Source organism: Nitrincola alkalilacustris (assembly GCF_008973755.1).
GTDB lineage: Bacteria > Pseudomonadota > Gammaproteobacteria > Pseudomonadales > Balneatricaceae > Nitrincola > Nitrincola alkalilacustris.
Window position 1 is genome coordinate 25,566 of sequence record NZ_WBOM01000012.1, and the last position, 18,376, is coordinate 43,941.

Here is an 18,376-nt window from a genome sequence, read left to right on the forward strand (position 1 = left end):
GAGGGGCGTTTCATACGTCCGTCGGCATCTCATTTGTGAGACCGGGTAAACGCATGCTGTTCAACAAGCTTCCAGACGATATATTTCTGCCGCTATCCGGCCAGAATCGCCAGGTTTATCAGGCTGTGCTGCTTGAACTGTCGGATCTGTTCTTTGATGAGGATCTGATCGATCCGTTCATCGCCAAGGATCTGGTGCGCTCCACCATTGAGAATGCCGTGGTCAGGCTGGGTGTCCGGCGCTGGGAAGCGGAGTCTGATGAGGACTCCGAGCCTCCACGCTCAAGTGCCGATTACACCAATCGCATCTATCGCAGGCTGGTGTTGTGTGGCTGGCTCGAAGAGGAGCAGCGTATCTATCGTACCTATGTGCTGCTGACGCCCTCCATCAGTTATCTGCTGCGCTCTCTGGTGGCGATTGCCCGACACGAGAAACGCAGTTATGGCGGTGCAGTGCTGAACGTGCTCAGCTCGCTGGAGGCTGCGATCAACGATCCGGTCGGGCGTGGTATCACCCTGTCTGAAGCGAGTGAAACGGCAGCAGAGTTCAGCGCACATCTGACCGATATGCTGTTGGGGCTGCGCGAGATGAAAATCAGCCTCGCGGCCAGCACCAATGCTCAGGATATTGTGCGCAGCTTCTTCGATCGTTTTGTCGAGCACATGCTGGTATCGGATTACAAAACGCTCAAGACACGCAACAACCCCTTCCGCTATCGTCGCAAGATCCTGGCCATGCTGCGTGATCTGCAGTTTGATCTACTGAAGATCGAGCAGCTCAGCCAGCATTATCAGTTGCAGTATGAGCTGGATTACGAGTCGGCCGAAGCGATGGTGCATCAGCATATCAACCGTATCATCCGTATTTTTGAGTCTGTGGATCAGCGCCTGGGTGCGATTGATGATTTCCGCTATCAGCTCGAAAAACGTGTCGCGGACACGGTGCGTTACATGGACAAGACCACGCCGGGTATGGCGGCTCGCCTGTCTCGTATCATCACAGCGATAGCCAAAAAGCCTGCCGCCAGTGTGCCGAAGCTGACGTCACTGGAGTCGATCGGCTTTATCTCTCCGGCCAGTGTGCGCTCGCCGATCAGACGCCGGGTTGAGTCCAAACCACGCATCATCACTCAGGCCACCATCGACCCCCGCGTGCTGGAGTTGCGACAGCTGTTCAAAGAGTACAAGTCACGTCGTGAGGTCAGGGTGGATCGTATCGAGGCTTATCTGGAACGTCATTTTGATGGCCGACGAACACTGCGTGCGACCGATTTTTCCATTGATTCGGTCGAGGATTACATCTGTTTCAGCTACGTGCGCCATCTGCCGTCGCTGGGCAAGAAGGCACGCAAAACAATGGAAAAATACCGAATTCAGTTTGATGACAGCTATGTGCAGGTCGCCGATGTGGTGGAATGCCGTGGCTTCGAGATTCACAGGAACTAATCCATGTTAGGTGATCTGCAGAAAATTCTATCCAAGACCGAGCAGGTACAGGCGGATGATTTCATCCATGCTGCCAATCTCCTGCTGGTCAATCAGTTCCTCTATGCTGATCGTCCGGTGCATCGAGACAGCTACTTCCTGGTCTCCAGCCATGTCGACTACTTCCGCAATCTGTTCGAGGCGATCGGCTGGAGTTTGGTCTATCAACCGGATGAAGCCTATCTCGGCATTCTGCCTCAAGGGGAGGAACGCGTGATGCGGCTACGGCTGGATGAGTCGCTGCTGATGCTCTGCATGCGTCAGATCTATGAGCAGAAGCTGGAGAATTTCGAGGTTGAAAATGGCCGCGCCTTCACAACTACCGATGAGCTGCTGCGTCTGTATGAGAACCTGACCGGCAAGGAGATCCCCAACGAGACACGTCTGAAGGAGATCGTGTCGCTGTTCAGTCGCCATGGGATCATTGAGCGTGGCAAAGCGGATGAGACGGATCCTAAAAATCTGCCCTTGCGGATAAACCCGGTGATTCGTCAGGTGGTTGTCGAGGACTATATCGGTCAGCTCGAAGCCCTGTGTGATCTTGAACCACGTGAAGAGAGCGAACTGCTGGAGGAGAGCACTGATGAAACTGCTTAACCGCATGGTGCTGGTCAACTGGTATGTGCTGGGTGCGATTGAGATACCGATCAAGGGCAACGTCGCCATCGTCGGTCCCAACGGTTCGGGTAAATCCTCGCTGCTGGATGCGGTTCAGACAATTCTGATGGGTGGTCACAAGCGCCATCTGAGCTTCAACGCTTCGGCGGGTGAAAAGAGCGAGCGCTCTTTGCGCACTTACTGTCTGGGTTTTCTGGATGATATGGGCAAGAAGGTGAATGCTCGTGAAGACTCCCTGACCTATATGGCACTGAGTTTCTTCGATACCGAAACAGCAAAAGAGTCCTGTGTCGGGATCGCGATCAGTGCATCCACCGCGAGTGCCGATGAGGAGATTCTGGGTCGTTTCATTCTGCCGGACTTTTCCGTCAGTCTGGATGACTTCTCCTACAAGGAAGGCTCCGGCCGCATGCCAAGGCCCTGGCAGGAGGTGCGCGAGAGCCTGCTTAAACAGTGCCCGGATATGGTGCTGGAGAAGCGTGCCAGTCGTTTCGTGCGCGAGATGGTGACGCACCTGAGCCATGATCCACAGATGCCGAACGATGATGAAAAATTCATCAAGAATTTCAAGAACGCGATAAAGTTTGTGCCGATCGACAGCCCGACCCGCTTTATCCGCGAGTTTGTGCTGGATGAGAATATCGTGCATGTCGGTGCGTTCCGCAAGTCGCTGGATGAGTATCGGGCGATGGAGCAGAAGACACGTGAAGTGTCTGACCGCATCGGCGAGCTGGAAAAGGTTCAGGAGCTGTGTCGCGGTATCAGCCGTAACGTCAAGAATGCGGTGGAGTATGAGTGGGTTGTTCATGAGAGCCGTTTTGAACATGCCGATCTGAAAAAAGAGGAATCAGCTGAGCGGCTGGAAAACTTCACCGAGCAGGAGGGGCAGCTGCAGGAGGAGTTGGCTGGCAACAGCGAACAACTCAACCAGACGATGCAGGACCTGGCCAACGCCCGCGCTGAGCTGAATAACTCCGACTCAGCACATAAGGTAAATGCGCTGGAATCCACTATTCGTTCGCGTCAGCATGAGCAGTCGGTGGTGAAGGACAAGATCCAGCAGGTTTACAACCTGATGCGAACCAATGTCGGCTTCGCCAAGCAGTTGCAGTTGCTGCCTGAAAAATTCCGCCCTGTCGTGGAGCAGTCGGCAGAACTCTGGCGCTCAGGTGAAAATCTGCTGGCCGATCAGTGGCCGCAGTCGCCGGTCGAGGTAGATAACAATCTGGCACAGTTGCGTGAACAGATCGACCCGGTCAGACGCGCTGTGGCGCGCCGCTTCGAAGAGTCGGTGATCCGCATCAATGAGCTGCGCACTCAGATTCAGAGCCAGAAAAGCGCCGTGGAGCAGCTGCAGCAGGGGCGTGCTCCGGTACGGCACAACACGCGAGAGCTGATGGATCTGTTGTCCGAATACGGTATCGAATCGACTCCCATTTGTGAGCTGGTGGATATCACTGAAGACAAGTGGCGTATCGCCATTGAGTCTTTCCTCGGCGCCCGCCGTGAAGCCCTGGTCGTGGCACCGGATCGTGTCAAGGAAGCGATCACCCTGTATCGTCGCAAGGGCCGCCATCTCAAGGGTTGCCGTATCATCAACACCACTAAGTCAGGTGATTGGCTGAATCGCGGCAAACCCGGCACGCTGTCACAGTTTGTCGAAACCGATAACGACCATGCACTGGCCTATATGAACCGTGCACTGGGCGGCGTGATGGCGGTCGAAACAGAAAACGAGTTGCTGCGTCATGAGCGTGCCTTGACCTATGACTGCATGCTGCAGACGGAAGGCTCCACCACCTCGATCAACGAGCTGAGCCCGATCATGGGTATCAGGCGCCGTGGCGATCAACTGGCGCTGCAGGGCAAACAGGTCGATGAGCTGATTGTCGAATTTACCACCCTGGGGCAGCAGCATGAGACGCTGGAAAAACTGCGTGACTCGCTGATCAACATGTCCAGCGCGTTGACTCAGATCAACGAGCGTGTATTTGATCTGGTCACTCAGCGTGAGCAGCTCAACAGTGAGATAGAGGGCTATCAGCAGGCGATCGTTGATCTGCGTAACCATGATGACTCTGGTATCCAGCGCCGGATTGGCGAGCTGGCAGAGATGCAGAAAAATCTCGAAGCGCGTCAGAAGTCGCTGATGGATAAGCTGCAGAAAGCACGTACCGGCATGATCAAGGACAATGCCGCACTCGAAGTGCTGGATCGGGAACTGTCTGAACATGCACAGGCGCGCAGCAAGTGTGAAGAGAGCCCCCATTTTGATGCCCAGTCCGCTCAGGAAAAACGCGATTATCTGGATGAGTCCTGTGATGGCGAGCTGGAGCGGGTAATTTTCGAAGCAGCAAAAAAAGCGCAGAGCGAACTGCAGTTGCATGAGAAAAAAAAGAACGGTGTGCGCGATGCCGTGGCTCAATACAAGGCGCGCTATCATGGTGGAGGCATGAGCCATCAGGGGCTGGATAATATCAGTCCCGATTCCAGTCACGAAGACCTGGAACGCTATGTCAACGAAACCGTTGTCGCGCTGCAGGATTCAGAGCTGGCGCTCTATACCCAGAAGGCTGAGCGCGCACGCATGGAGGCCGAAACGGCTTTCCGCTCCGATTTTGTCGCGCACCTGAATGATCAGATCAACAAGATCAAGGATCTGATCCGTGAGCTGAACAGTCATCTGAAGAATCGTCCCTTCCATAAGGAGATGTACAACTTCGAGATGATGCCCAACCCGGAATTGAAGGATATTCTCGAACTGGTCGAGGCCTACACGCGAATGGACCAGGCCAATGTCGGCTCACTGTTCGATATGCAGCACACGGGTGACAACAGCCATCGTGATGCACTGAGCAAGATCCATGACGTGCTGCGCAGTGAAGGTGAGAGTAATCTGCTGCAGGATTACCGTAACTTCTATAACTTCGAGCTGGTGGTCAAGGATCTGGACGGCAACCGCAAGACAACCCTGACCCAGCGTATCAAGACGGGTTCCGGTGGTGAGCATCAGGTGCCTTTCTATGTTGCGATGGCGGCAGCGCTGGGGGCAACCTATCGTCTGAAAGAGGGCAGTGATGGCAAGCCGGTCGGTGGTTTCAGCCTGTCACTGTTTGACGAGGCGTTCAACAAGCTGGATTCCGAAAACACCATGACCTCGCTGGCGTTCATGAGCGATCTGGGTCTGCAGACCATTATCGCCGCGCCGGATGAGAAATACTCACTGCTCAGCTCCTGCATGGATACGATTATCAACGTCTGCCGTGATGGACGTATCGTCGATATCGATGTCGAGTTCCCGACCGAGAAGGGTAAGGAGTTGCTGGCATCGGATCATCCCTATAAGATCATGGCGCTGGAGGAGGATGAGTTGAATGAAGTGGTCGAGGAGCAGGGCGAGCTGATCTAACTAAAATACACCGGTGCTCTGCAATCTACGGATCGCAGGGCCCGGTTGCGGTATCAGACTGGCATAGGGCTGGTCGTCCAACAGCAGGTGCAACTGTTGACCATCCTGCTCGATACGCCAGCGTTGAGGTTCCTGCTGCAGTGACAACATCATCTGCTCAGGTGCATGGTGTTCGGCCAGATTCAATTGCAAGGCGCGGTATTGTCGGTTGGCAAGCAGGCGGCTCACCAGTTGATGATCCCAGCTCTCAGGATACTGAGCTACCGGATGCAGCAAGCCACTGGCAGAGGGAGCAATCATATGGCGATCCCTTGGAAAGGACTTGCGTGCCGTCAGCTCTCCCTGAAGTTGCAATAGATGGTTGTCGCGCACATTACTGCTGAAATCCAGTTTTTTCACCCCTTCCAGCACCACCGACAGACGCCAGCCGCACCCTTTTATCAGATTCCAGGCAGGCTCCATTGAACGCCGGGACCCAAGGGTGTAACGGACCGGATCACTGGTCTGAGGAAAAAGGGTCAGTTGCAGGAAGGTAGTCTGAAAATCGAGCATGCATTCAGGATTTTCCACCAGGCAGTAGGGCATGTCGCGGCGCATGAAGGCCAGCCACTGCTCACGGTTTTCCAGCTCCGGAAGTACACGGATGATCATGATTTAACTTTTTATCCTTGCAGCACACGAACCGGTTGTGGGGTAAAATGACCGGCAAATAACGATCACAGTATACAGAACAGGCGGGATGATAACAGTCCTGCCGAGGACGCGAGATGAGTACAGCACAACGAATCGAACAGCTACTCACACAAACGATGCAGGTCGAGGTGTTCAACCTCGAAAACGAGAGCCATATGCACTCAGGCCCTGCCACTGAAAGTCACTTCAAACTGACCCTGGTCAGCCCCGATTTTGCGAACCTGAATAAAGTCCGTCGGCATCAGTTGATCTACGGACAGTTGTCTGAGCTGATGCAGAACCCGATCCATGCCCTGACCATGCATCTGTTTACTCCGGAAGAGTGGGTTACAGCGCAGAACAGTGTGCCGGACTCACCCAACTGCCGGGGTGGTTCGAAGGCCGGCTGAACTGGTCTTCAGCCACGGTGTTTTGTATCGACGTTCAGGTTTTGAAACGGGAAGCCTGTTCGTGCACCTGTCGTGCAAGTGCTTCTATTTGCCCCGCTGTCTCGGCACTTTCACCGGCGGCTTCGGCGTTTCGTCTGGCAATTTCGCTGATCTGCACAATACTGGCGCTGATGGTTTCGGCTACTACCAGCTGTTGTTCTGCGGCGGCTGCAATCTGTTCATTCATCTGCTTGATGGTCTGTACTGACTGGGCGATCAGATCAAGTGCCTGACCAGCTTCACCGGCTGTTTCGACATTGCGCTGCGCTTGTTGATAGCTGTTGTCCATGGTGCTGACTGCCTTGCCCGCATTGCCTTGCAGCTGGTCGATCATGGTTTGAATCTCGTGGGTCGATTGCTGGGTGCGTTGCGCCAGCGTTCGTACCTCATCAGCCACCACTGAGAACCCTCGACCCTGATCACCGGCTCTTGCAGCCTCAATGGCCGCATTCAGCGCGAGTAGATTAGTTTGCTCAGCAATTGACTGAATCACTCCCAGTACCGTACCGATCTTGTCGGAGTCCTCGGATAGCTGACGAATGACCTGAACAGCCTCTTCAATCTGGTGGGCAAGGTTGTGTGTGCCTTCAATGTCTTTTCTGACCACCTCAGTACCTTTGCGGGTTGCCAGATCCGCATCATGTGCTGCAGTGGCCGCACTCTGTGCACTGCGTGCAACCTCCTCAATACTGGCCGCCATCTCAGTTGCAGCTGTGGATACCTGGTCACTTTCCTGTTCCTGATGTCTGGCACCCTCCAGCGTGAGGGTTGTCAGGCGGGCCATCTGGTCGGAAGCACTGCTCAGCGACACTGACACTTCGGTCATCTTGCTGATGATGCGATGAAAACTGGTGAGCATCTGATTTAGGGCGCGTTCCGAGTCGGCTATTTCATCCTTGCCTTTTGCTGGCAGGCGCTGGACGAGATCAGAATTCTTCTCGATATCGGTCAGTGTGGTGGCAAGTTCTTGAATCGGCCTTGTCAAACCTATTGCCAGCCAGGTGCCGATCAGTACTCCCAGCACAAGAATGACCGGGCCCAGTAGCAATGCACTGATCAATACCTGACGTGCCAGTTGTTGACTGGCTGCAAAGGCTTCCACTTCGTCCATCTCGCTCATCAGTACCCAGCGCACCCCCGGTATTGCCAGTGGGGTATAGGATGACAGCACGGGGGTGTTGCGATAATCGGGGAAAATATCAAAGCCACTCTGGCCTGCCAGTGCGCGCCTGACCCCTTCCGTATCGGCTGGCTGAAAGCCGATGGCTGTGTCCTTCGCCTCAATCAGGCGTATGCGCTCAGCGGAAACTCCGGCACTGCGCAGAGCGTCCAGATAAGCGGTTTTATCTTCAAGCAGAAAACGGCTCTGACTGCGCAGCGTACCATCACTTCCGACCAGATAGGTTTCGCCGCTGTCGCCCAGCCCGGAAGCCTGCCAATTCTCTCCATGGGTCATCATATTATTGATACGATCCACAGGCATCTGAAAGATCAGAACGCCCAGTAACTCCCCATCCTCGTGGATGGTGATGGCTGTAAAGGATGCAGGATTTTCATAAGAGGGTGGGTAGGAAGCAAAGTCTATCAGCACCACTTCTGAAGGTCTTTGCATCGCTTGCCGGTAGGCCTCTGCGATACCTGTACGTGCATAGGGCCCTCGCTGCAATGATGTCATGTAATCCAGCTCTTTGAAAACACTGTACACAATCACACCATCGGTTGGCTCGACAAGAAAAATATCGTAATAATCGAAAGCGACCAGAAACTCCCTGAATGCAGGATGAAATCGCCGGTGAATAGTGGAGTAATCGGTTTGGTCTGCCGGAGCGATAAGGCTGTCTTTTTCACCCAGAGGATGGGGGTTGGCTGCAATAAATTGATGCTGAAAGATCACTGCAAGATCATTTAGCGCATTGAAATATGCCAATCCTGGATTGCTCGCTCCAGGGTTGGCTTGCTCATAGACCGGTCCGAACTCATTCGTATAGAAACGTTGCAATTCTCGGCGCTGCTGCTGGATGGCTGTGTTATCCAGATTGCGTTGCTGTTGATAGAGGGGTACGGCTGCTGAAAAGCTGCGCATGGCATCCAGTGTCATGGTGCTCATGGCTGTGGTTCTGAGCTGGTCATGAATGGTGCTGAAGTAATCCTCAACCTGCTGGCGCTTGTTCTCACGAATAGAGGTCAGTTGATTCTCGACCAGAGTGGCTATGGCATCATGGCCGGATCGATAGGCAAGAATACCGGATATGGAAGCCCCCAGAAGAGCCGGAATCACCGCCAGAAATACACACAGCAGTGTCAGCTTGAGTTTGATGGTCATGTCAATCTCACATATTGAGCCTGACAGCGCATCCATTTTACTGCAGGCTCTGGATCTCCATCGGTGCTGGCGTATCGCCACTCATTGACACCACTGCCCGATCTGTCCATGCCATTAAATTTAAGGTTAGCAGAAAATGGCTATATCACACGGATTATTTATAACTTATGAAGATCCAGATGCGGAAATTTATGATGTCATTGGTGGGTGGCAAAAATTGTTGTTGCTCATTGCTTTGCATATATCTTTCGCATAAGATACTTTTTATAAAGAAACACTGATTAGAGACTGTCATTAAGCAGATGGCCATTTCAAGAGTGTTTGTACCAAGCAGTTGGAGTCGATGATGGGCAAGCTACAAGATATTGGAAAGGGTAATGGCAGCGCAGGACTCAAGGCATTTGCCTGCCTGCTGATTGTGGGAAGTTTTCTGGCGTTATCACTGGTGGTGGCGAAGCTGGCTGATGCGGCTGGTGCACCACGTCTGAGCTTTCTGATGGTGGCGCTTCTTGTCACTGGTCTGCTACTGATGGGGCTGGCCATCTGGCAGCGTAATCTGGTACCGCTTAACCTGAGAGTACTGGAGTATGCGTTGGTCACGGGTGCCTTTCTGGCCCTGCCTAATGCGTTGGGCTTTCTGGCGGTGCGCCACGTGGGTGCTGGATTCCTGTCGATGAGCTATGCCTTCCCGATTCTGTTGACCTGGCTGATGGCGGTCGTTCTGGGTATGGAAGCGGCACGGGGCTTGCGCTTGTTGGGTGTATTGCTGGGCCTTGCCGGTGGAGTGATTCTGGCTTCAGGCAAAGTGATGGATCTGAATGGAGCCACTGGCTGGGTCATCCTTGTACTGGCAATGCCGCTGGCGCTGGCGGCAGGTAATATCTTCAGAACGCTGCGCTGGCCAACCGGTGCCTCTCCCATCTATCTGGCTGCCTTGATGATGTTTGGTGCCGTATTGTCGCTGCTGCCTTTTGTGCTGTACTTCGAGCCTGGGCAATTACCGCAGCTGATACTGGATCTGACAATCGTGAAACTTCTGCTGCTGGAGATCCTTGTCTTCTCTGTCCTCTACTTTTTTTACTTTGTGCTGCAGAAACTGGCGGGTCCTGTATATCTGAGTCAGATAGGGATAGTTGCAGCCGTGGTCGGGGCGCTGATCGCTATCCTGATGCTGGGAGAAGCTGCGCCATCCAACCTGGCTCTTGCCGGGTCTCTGGTCCTTGCCGGTACCGTGATCTTTCAACTGTCGGCACCGAAAGGCATGTCGGAAAAATGCAGTCCCTGATGGGGCAGGTGCTACAGTGAATCAGACACAGCGGGCAGTTACCGTTTGTTTTTAAAACGAATCTCTTCAAGCGAACTCTTTTAAACCGCAAGTCACTTATGTAAGGTGGGGTGATATTTCGTTTTCTGACGAACCTCCTCATCACGGCCATTCCGGGATTTAATCTCATGATGACTCAGGACACCTGGCGTTCTGATCTGCTATTGGTATTGGTCACGCTGCTGGCGGGACTTGGCTGGGTATTTTCTCGCGAAGCTCTGCTGGGCATGACTCCGATTTTTTTCATAGGTGTGCGCTTCCTCTGTGCCGGTTTGATTCTGGCTGTACCCGGTTACACCGGCCTGCTCAGGCTGGCGGGAGAGTCCTGGCGTCGTGCATTGCTGACGGGTGCTGTCATGGGGGTGGCCATGTGTCTGTGGATCGTGGGACTGCAGCATACCGAGAATATGGGAATCGGTGCCTTTCTGACGAGTCTGGGTGTGGTCCTTATCCCGATAGTCGGGAAACTGCTGTTTGGTGCTCATACTGCCCGCAGTACCTGGGTTGCTCTGATCATCGCATTGGCAGGCCTGGCATGTCTGCGACTGGAAAGCGGCCTGTCTCTCTCCCTGTCTGATATCTGCTTTCTGGGGGCGGCCGTGGTGTTCTCGTTGCACTTTAACCTTAACAGTCGTTTCGCTGCCCGACTACCTGCCTTGCCATTAACTACTATTCAGTTGGGTGTGACAGGTGTGCTGGCACTGTTGCTGTCTCTGTTCATCGAACCGCTCCCGACGGTGCCCAGCGGTGCCATTTTTGGCTGGTTGCTGGCCAGTATTGTGATAGGTACCTGCATGCGCTTCTTCATTCAGGTCAAGGCTCAGGGTATGGCACCTGTCAGTCATGCGGCTGTTATCATGACACTGGAGCCGGTATGGACCAGTCTGTTTGGTATCCTGTGGTTTGCTGAAACCATGACATCCATTCAGCTGCTGGGATGCGGTCTGATATTCGGTGCACTGTTGGTCAGCCGCTGGCGCATGATTTTGAGACGGCCTCAAGCGGTCTGATTTTCCATTACCCATCCTTGTAGCTCCCTTTGCCTCTTTACTGTCTGGCGAGCACGTATCCTGCCGTCTGCCGAAATGCCACGCCTGTAAAAACCATTTTTCAAATAAAGAAAAATCATTAAAAAATTCAAGCTATATAATTGGCAGTTATGGTTAACCGTGGATTGATCATTAACTTCATCAAGGATGTTGAGAATGCCATTCAGAATTGTGGTAGGGGAAAGATTCAGAAAGCTGGCTGAGCGGTGTGATCAGTATATTCCGTTCACCGACTATGCAAACAGTCATGAACAGTTGGAACATAACCAGGATGTGCTTTATATACCTGGCCAGGGGCTAGATGAACAGCGGCGTGAACTGGTCATTAGCAGGATGCCCAATCAGCAGGTCAGGGAGTATCTGGACAAGGGCTCCAGAAAACTGTCCTGCCGCGAGGCGCATAAGCATAACGCGGCTAATATTCTGGTCACTGAGCTGGAGGTCTTGTCGAAAGGTCATTTCAGAACCTACCTTAATCTTCATAATGATAATGAACTGCTGCTTGATCACTTCAGTGGGGCACATATCCCGGGCATGGTGGTACTTGAAGCCACGCGACAGATATCCATCGCTGCCTGGTCAGCCTACGAGGGCAAGGATGCCGATGATGTTGCCATGGTGATCAATGATATCCATTGTGAGTATAAGAAATTCGCATTTCCCTTTTGTCTTCCCATCGATGTGCGGTTGAGCAAACTCTCTGAAGAGGAGTATGAGCTGACTGTCGAGTTCCTGCAGAATGATGAGGTTGTGGCACTGACCTATGGCACCTTCAAGGCACTGTCGAAAGAGAAGATAGAGAAGCTCGAGTCCATTCTGCTCAAGAAAATAACCAACGCAAGAAAGCGATATTTTCTTGAGACTTTTGCTGAGAGTGCCTGACGTCATGGTGGATAAGGATGTTTTGATCGTCGGGGGCGGCCCGGTAGGACTGACTCTGGGGTGTCTGCTGCGCTCCTATGGAATCAACTGCTGCATTATCGAAAAACATGCCGAGCGACTTAAGCAATCCAGAGCCTTCAGCCTGCATGCCCGCACGGTTGAACTGCTCGATATTCTGGGGCTGGGAAGCTGGATCAGATCCGATGCATTTCAGGTCGATCGGATGACCATCTACTCAGATAAAAAGCCGATTATCAATTTTGATTTCAGCCATCTGAAGCCTTATGGGGATCCCTGTATTTTCAGCTATCCGCAGCATCGGCTCGAACAACTGCTCGAATCCCGATTTGTGGCACTGGGTGGTCGTCTGCGTTACGCGACCGAGCTGCAGACTCTTGAACAGCATCGTGATCATGTTGGCGTGGAGCTGGCTCAGGGGGCGCACACTTCTCATGAGTGCTATCGCTATGTGGTGGGGTGTGACGGCAAGAACAGCCAGGTCAGGGATCTGATGGGTACAGGCTTTACCGGCAAGTCCTATGACAATCGTTTTCTGGTATGTGATGGTGTGCTCGACACAACTCAAGTGTTCGAAGCACGAGACTTATCTCAGGCTCAGACTCAGGCTCAGGGGCATACCTATCTGACTTCTGACGGCTATGCGATGCTGTTTCCACTCCCGGGAGGCATGCACCGTGTTGTCGTGGATTTAACAGCTGAATCCCGGAGTAGTGCGCCTGCAGACCTGGAAGTGCTACTGATGGAGCGACTGAAGCTGATAGGTTTGCCGCATATAGGTTTTCGCAATGTGCACTGGATTTCCGAAGCGTCTCTGGCTGCCAGAATTGCGGAAGAGTTCTGCCTTGGGCGTGTCGTGCTGGCTGGTGATGCCTGCCATGTACATAGCCCAATTGGCGGGCAGGGAATCAACCTGGGTATTCAGGATGCTTTCAACCTGGCCTGGAAGCTGTCACTGACCTGCAAGGGGCACTCTGATGACTCGCTATTACAGACCTATCATCATGAACGGTATGCGGCTGCAGAATCAGTACTGAAAAAAACGGATCGCATGCATCACCTGTTTACCTCCCCGCATCCTTTGAAATCACTGATCCGTGACAGGTTTTTGCCAGTACTGGGGCGACTGGAGGTCGTGAATCGTGCTCAGGTCATGAGCATTTCAGGGCTGGGTCATGACTATGGCGAAGGCAGAAAGGGGGTGCTGAGGCAGAGCAAAGCGCGGCGTGGCGCTCGTATCGCGAATCTTGAATTGAGGCGTCAGGGCAAATCTGTCGGGCTTTATGAGTTTCTGGGCTCCGACAGGTTTCTGGTACTGGGCTACGGCGTAGAGGGACCACTGCCGGAGATCCCGGCATTCATGCTCAAACACGTCAATTTTATTCATGTCAGTGCCGATGATGATGCGTCAGCCTATACCTTTTGCCCTTCACGACAGGTGTTGAAGCGTGATCATGGGATTGTAGCCCCCTGTTTTCTGTTTATCCGACCTGACGGCTATCTGCAGGAGGTGATCGAGATGATGCCGATGTTTGATGCGCTGTGCGAGATACGCAATTTTCTCATCAAGAATAATATTCTGATTACCGGATTAAAGAGTCGCTCATGAACCTATCAAAATATTATGCCCGGCTGATAACCGACAGGCCGATGGTGGTCTTGTTGAGTATGCTGATCATGACGCTGCTGGTGGCCAGTGGGCTGGCAAACCTGACAGTGCGCACCAATCAGGATGCGGATCTGCCGGTATCTGACCCTATCGTGCAGACCAAAGAGCGGATCGATGCGGTCTTCGGTGATAGAACCGAAGTGATGATCGGTATCCAGCACGACAATATTTTCAACACCTCCACCCTCAGCAAGGTGGTTGCCATCTCTGAGCGCCTGAAACAGGTGGATCATGTGGTGCCTGATCAGATTGACAGCCTGTCTACCCTCAACAACGTCATAGGTGAAGAGTGGGGCATGCAGGTAGGGGTGTTCATGCGAGCTGCCCCTGAGAGTGCTGCTGCACTGAAGAAGCTGGTTCAGGATGTCAGGGATAACCGTCTGGTCTATGGTCGTCTGGTCTCCTTCGATGAGGATTTTACCGTGATCACGGCTCGGGTAGAGGAGGGCTATGATCAGGCCACACTCTATGAGCAGATATATGCCATCGTAGAGGAGTATGAAGGGCCGGAGCAGATTTTTGTCACGGGTGAACCGATCTTTACACAGGAGATAGATGGAGGGATACAGAGTGATACCGCCGTGCTGATTCCGCTGGCGCTGCTGCTGATCCTTGTGGGGTTGTTTCTCTGCTTCAGATCGCTGCGTGGGGTGCTGCTGCCGATGCTGGCGGTATTACTCAGTATTGTCTGGGCGATGGGGATGATGGGGCATCTGGGCTTGCCACAAACCGCGGTATCAACCGCCTTGCCACTGTTGCTGGTGACTATCGCCAGCTCCTATGCGATCCATATTCTGATCTATTTCAATGATGAACAGGCGGATGATCCGGACAGAGTGGTAAAGGCGCTGAGCAAGATAATGCCATCACTACTCCTGGTTGGCATCACCTCCGCCTTGGGAGCGGCTTCGCTTTATGTATTCCAGATACTGATGATTCGGGAGTTTGCGATAGCCTCAGCCGTCGGAATACTGTCTGCCTGGCTGATCAATGTGACGGTGATTCCCGCCATACTTCAGCTTAACAGCCGCTCTTCGCGGATGAAAACTGCGACAGTAAATCAACCCTCACGGCTGGACAGGCTGCTGATCTGGGTGACGCTGTTTTCCTATCACAACAGTAAAAAAGTTGTTGCCGGCTACCTGCTGCTGTTGCTGGTAGCAGGCGTCGGTATCAGCAAGGTGCAGACCGGCCTGGATTTTCTCAACCTGTTCAAGGAGGACAACCAGGCCAGGGTTGCATTCAATGTGTTCAATGACTCCCTTGGCGGGGCCAGATCCTTCAGCATCATGGTGGAGGGTACAGGGGAGGGTGATATTCAGACACTTGAGTATCTGGAGTCGATAGCCCGTTTCCAGTCCTTCATGGATCAGCAGGAGGGTGTCGGTTATACCCACTCGATTGCCGATGTGATTGATCAGATCGCCGAGGCCGTTGCCATGGAGGATGCTGCAGGTGCCAGGTTGGTGTCGGACGCGCAGGTGGCCGAATATCTGATGCTGTACGAGATGTCGGGGGACCCGGGCGATTTTTCCAATCTGGTCGACTATGACTATCGCCGTGCCAGGATTCAGGTGATGCTGACCACATCCGATCCTGATCAGCATCGTGCACTCTATGAAGTTGCCCGGGACTATCTGGCTGACCATCTGCCTGAGGGTGCCAGAGCCGAGTTTGGTGGCGATATCATCCTGTGGCTGGCGCGGGTGGATTATGTGGTGATGGGTAAGCTGCAGAACATTGCACTGGCGCTGTCACTGATCATTCTGATTACCAGTCTTGCGTTTCGCTCTGTCTCTGCGGGCCTGCTGGCGGTGGCCCCGATTGCTGCAGGGGTGCTGATCACTTTTGCGTTCATGGGGTTTTACGGGCTTCGCCTGGATATGCCGACATCAATCATCACCGGTATTGCGGTCGGCATAGGGATCGATTTCTCCATTCACTATCTCAGTCGTGTGCGCAAGGAGATGCTCAAGTCTGCGGATTATGTCAGTGCACTGCGTGCCACATCGACCACATCAGCCAAGGCGGTATTTTTCGATACCTTCACCAATATGCTGGGCTTTTCGATGTTGATCTTCTCGCAGTTTCAGCCGGTACAGGTGTTTGGATACCTGGTCTCCTTCACCATGTTGATTATGGGGCTGAGTGTCCTGGTGCTGTTTCCGGCGCTGCTGCATCTGACGCGTCCGGGCTTTGTTTTTGCCGCGCATCGGCCGTCATCGGAAGGGGGCAAGGTAATTCCTGAGGGTGTCAGGGCCGATGTGTAAAACGCCCCTGCCTGAGCATTCAATAATCTATTCAAAAGGATCTGTTATGTGCAAAACCAATCAATCTATTCTGGTTGCTCTGCTGTTTTTTTTCATGATGACGCCTGTACTGGCAGAAGCCCTGACGGCCAGAGAGATCATGATCCGCAACGAGTCTGCCCGAAAAGCCGATATCAGTGAAGTGGCTGAGTTGCAGATGACACTGATCAACCATCAGGGGCGCGAGCGGGTCAGGCGGGTGAGCTTTATTCTTGATGATACGGATCCATTACTGCGTAAATCCTATCTTCGCTTTATCGCACCACAGAATGTCGAGGGGATCGCTTTCGTGCAGCTTGAACATGCGCAGGCCGATAACGATCGCTGGCTCTATCTGCCCTCCCAGCGACGCACACGACGTATCTCGGGAAATACCAAAACGGACAGTTTTGTCGGTACCGATTTCAGCTTTGAGGACTTTGAAATTCTGGATGGTCAGGTGGCGGGCCAGAACAGAAACTATCAGTTGTTGCGGGAAGAGATCCGAGATGGCGTGGATTGCTGGGTAATCGAAGCGGTGCCTGCCACTGATGAGGAGCGGGCCATAAGCGGTTATGGCAAGCGGGTGATCTGGATTGCGAAGTCACACTATCATGCCGTATATACCGAGTTTTATGATCATCATGGTGAACTGTTCAAGGTGATGACTGCCGATCAGTTTGCTGTTGTAGCGGGTGGCGACAGTGAGGAGATGCGGCCTCACCGGCTGATCATGGAAACCCTGAAAACCGGGCATCGCACGGTGATCGAATTCCGTGATTTTGTACTTAATGAGCCATTGGACCCGCGCATGTTCACGCGTGAATATCTGTCGCGCGGTTGATCCGGTGATGCGTATCAGGATCAATAAAACAGCTGGTATCAGTGCTCTTCTGTTGATGTCTGCCATGCAGGCTGACCTGCAGGCAGGGCCGCTCAATCTGTCGACCGAGCTGATGTTTGAGCAGGCGCATGCCACCCGATCAGGCACGGTACATAAGCTCAATCTGTCTATTGTGAATAAGTTGGATGCGGAGTTGAGTGATGATCTTGGACTGCATGGCAATCTGCGTTTCAATCACGATCGCCGTGACAGTAATGATTATTCACAGGAGCGGAGCTACGGTCATTATTCCAGACCACACTATATCGGACAGCAGGGAAAGCTCACGCTGCAGGAGTTATACCTGGACTGGCAGATGGGGAGTGGGCTGCTGAGACTGGGTAAACAGCAGGTTGCCTGGGGCGAAACCGATGGCATGAGGGTGCTGGATCTGGTTAACCCGCTGGATCTGTCGGAGTTTGTGCTGGCGCCGTTTGACGAGATACGTATTCTGGTATGGATGCTGAACTACTCCTGGATCGGTGAGGAGTATGCCTACCAGTTTCTGTTCATCCCCGATACGACGCGTAGTTATGTGCCGAATGGGCGTTTTCAGCCGAGCAGCCCGCTGGTGACACCTGTTCTGGCACCCAGCCAGGCTGCAGGTGCGCAGGATCCGGTTATTTATCCTGATCCGGGTGGTCGCTCCGGGTTGAAGTATGCCGATCTGGGGTTAAGGCTTGGGCGCTCATTGGCCGGCAGAGACCTTAATCTGATTCTGCTCAGGCAGCAGAGTCATGAGTATCTGGCCGTTGCTTCCCTGGATGCAACCGGACAGATACGAACACTGACACCGACCTACTTCATGCGCCATCTGGCAGGGGTGTCCTACTCCGAAGCGCTGGATGAGTTTGTGTTTCGCGCAGAGCTCTCCTACTCACCCAGAGAGTATTTCTATCAGCGCATCCCGGGTCGTGGCAGTGGCCTGAATCGTCGGGCTGAATGGCGTTATGCAGCAGCATTGGACTGGTATGGTATGGATGATGGCCTGCTGAGTATGCAGTTGTTGCAGAGCGTACTCGCTGGATCAGCAACGGCGCTGGTCAGAGACAGGGTCGATACAAGCCTGAGCCTTGCGCTCAGTCAGAATTTCCTGAACCAGATCTATCGCCTGGATCTGTCACTGATTCACAGTCTTAATCAGAAAGATGGCCTGCTGCGAGCCTCTGTGCTGTGGAACACAACAGATCATCTGTCGATCAGCCTCGGTGTGGACAGCTTCTATGGTGAGGCAACAGGTCTGTTCGGTCAGTTCAGGGAGCGCGACCGTGTCAGCCTGATAATGAAGTATGCTTTTTAGGAGAGACG

General features: G+C 53.2%; 13 protein-coding genes. 11 read left to right on the plus strand and 2 right to left on the minus strand.

Features of this window, described 5'->3' with window-relative positions; translation table 11 throughout:
- Window positions 1–53: 53 nt before the first annotated feature.
- Genes F7R27_RS17335 through F7R27_RS17345 form a run of 3 tightly spaced genes read left to right on the plus strand, consistent with a single transcriptional unit; the run spans window position 54 to window position 5,511 of the window.
- Window positions 54–1,445: a Wadjet anti-phage system protein JetA family protein gene (locus F7R27_RS17335; protein WP_151705528.1), complete on the plus strand. Its 1,392-nt coding sequence runs from the start codon at window positions 54–56 to the stop codon at window positions 1,443–1,445.
- Between the two features lie 3 nt (window positions 1,446–1,448).
- The gene (locus tag F7R27_RS17340; RefSeq protein WP_151705529.1) at window positions 1,449–2,081 is read left to right on the plus strand and encodes a DUF4194 domain-containing protein; all 633 of its coding nucleotides are present in this window, start codon (window positions 1,449–1,451) and stop codon (window positions 2,079–2,081) included.
- Window positions 2,068–5,511, plus strand: a complete 3,444-nt coding sequence (locus tag F7R27_RS17345; RefSeq protein ID WP_151705530.1) for an SbcC/MukB-like Walker B domain-containing protein — start codon at window positions 2,068–2,070, stop codon at window positions 5,509–5,511. The genes F7R27_RS17340 and F7R27_RS17345 overlap by 14 nt, the downstream gene beginning before the upstream one ends.
- Here the strand turns inward: F7R27_RS17345 and F7R27_RS17350 are convergent, their stop codons facing one another.
- The gene (locus F7R27_RS17350) at window positions 5,512–6,162 is read right to left on the minus strand and encodes a hypothetical protein (RefSeq protein WP_151705531.1); all 651 of its coding nucleotides are present in this window, start codon (window positions 6,160–6,162) and stop codon (window positions 5,512–5,514) included.
- 116 nt (window positions 6,163–6,278) lie between these two features.
- On the opposite strand from F7R27_RS17350, the gene F7R27_RS17355 reads away from it, so the two are divergent.
- On the plus strand, window positions 6,279–6,593 hold the full coding sequence (locus F7R27_RS17355) for a BolA family protein (RefSeq protein WP_151705532.1): 315 nt from the start codon (window positions 6,279–6,281) through the stop codon (window positions 6,591–6,593).
- Between the two features lie 34 nt (window positions 6,594–6,627).
- Here the strand turns inward: F7R27_RS17355 and F7R27_RS17360 are convergent, their stop codons facing one another.
- Entirely contained in the window at window positions 6,628–8,955 is a 2,328-nt protein-coding gene (locus tag F7R27_RS17360; protein ID WP_168927548.1) for a methyl-accepting chemotaxis protein, read from the minus strand.
- A 346-nt stretch (window positions 8,956–9,301) separates the two neighbouring features.
- On the opposite strand from F7R27_RS17360, the gene F7R27_RS17365 reads away from it, so the two are divergent.
- The 7 genes from F7R27_RS17365 (at window position 9,302) to F7R27_RS17395 (ending at window position 18,368) form a co-directional block, all read left to right on the plus strand.
- Window positions 9,302–10,240, plus strand: coding sequence for a DMT family transporter (locus F7R27_RS17365; protein WP_151705534.1), 939 nt, complete (start codon window positions 9,302–9,304; stop codon window positions 10,238–10,240).
- A gap of 167 nt (window positions 10,241–10,407) precedes the next feature.
- Window positions 10,408–11,289 (plus strand): DMT family transporter, encoded by an 882-nt coding sequence (locus F7R27_RS17370; protein WP_151705535.1) that lies wholly within the window; start codon window positions 10,408–10,410, stop codon window positions 11,287–11,289.
- 195 nt (window positions 11,290–11,484) lie between these two features.
- A complete protein-coding gene (locus F7R27_RS17375; RefSeq protein WP_168927549.1) occupies window positions 11,485–12,210 on the plus strand; it encodes an AfsA-related hotdog domain-containing protein in 726 nt (241 codons plus the stop codon).
- Entirely contained in the window at window positions 12,185–13,837 is a 1,653-nt protein-coding gene (locus F7R27_RS17380) for an FAD-dependent oxidoreductase (RefSeq protein WP_151705537.1), read from the plus strand. The genes F7R27_RS17375 and F7R27_RS17380 overlap by 26 nt, the downstream gene beginning before the upstream one ends.
- A complete protein-coding gene (locus F7R27_RS17385; RefSeq protein ID WP_151705538.1) occupies window positions 13,834–16,167 on the plus strand; it encodes an efflux RND transporter permease subunit in 2,334 nt (777 codons plus the stop codon). Before F7R27_RS17380 ends, F7R27_RS17385 begins: the two co-directional genes overlap by 4 nt.
- 46 nt (window positions 16,168–16,213) lie before the next feature.
- Window positions 16,214–17,029 carry an outer membrane lipoprotein-sorting protein gene (locus F7R27_RS17390; protein WP_168927550.1) on the plus strand — a complete coding sequence of 272 codons (816 nt, stop codon included), beginning with the start codon at window positions 16,214–16,216 and terminating at the stop codon, window positions 17,027–17,029.
- Window positions 16,977–18,368: a DUF1302 family protein gene (locus tag F7R27_RS17395; protein WP_151705540.1), complete on the plus strand. Its 1,392-nt coding sequence runs from the start codon at window positions 16,977–16,979 to the stop codon at window positions 18,366–18,368. Before F7R27_RS17390 ends, F7R27_RS17395 begins: the two co-directional genes overlap by 53 nt.
- The last annotated feature ends 8 nt before the right edge of the window (window positions 18,369–18,376 follow it).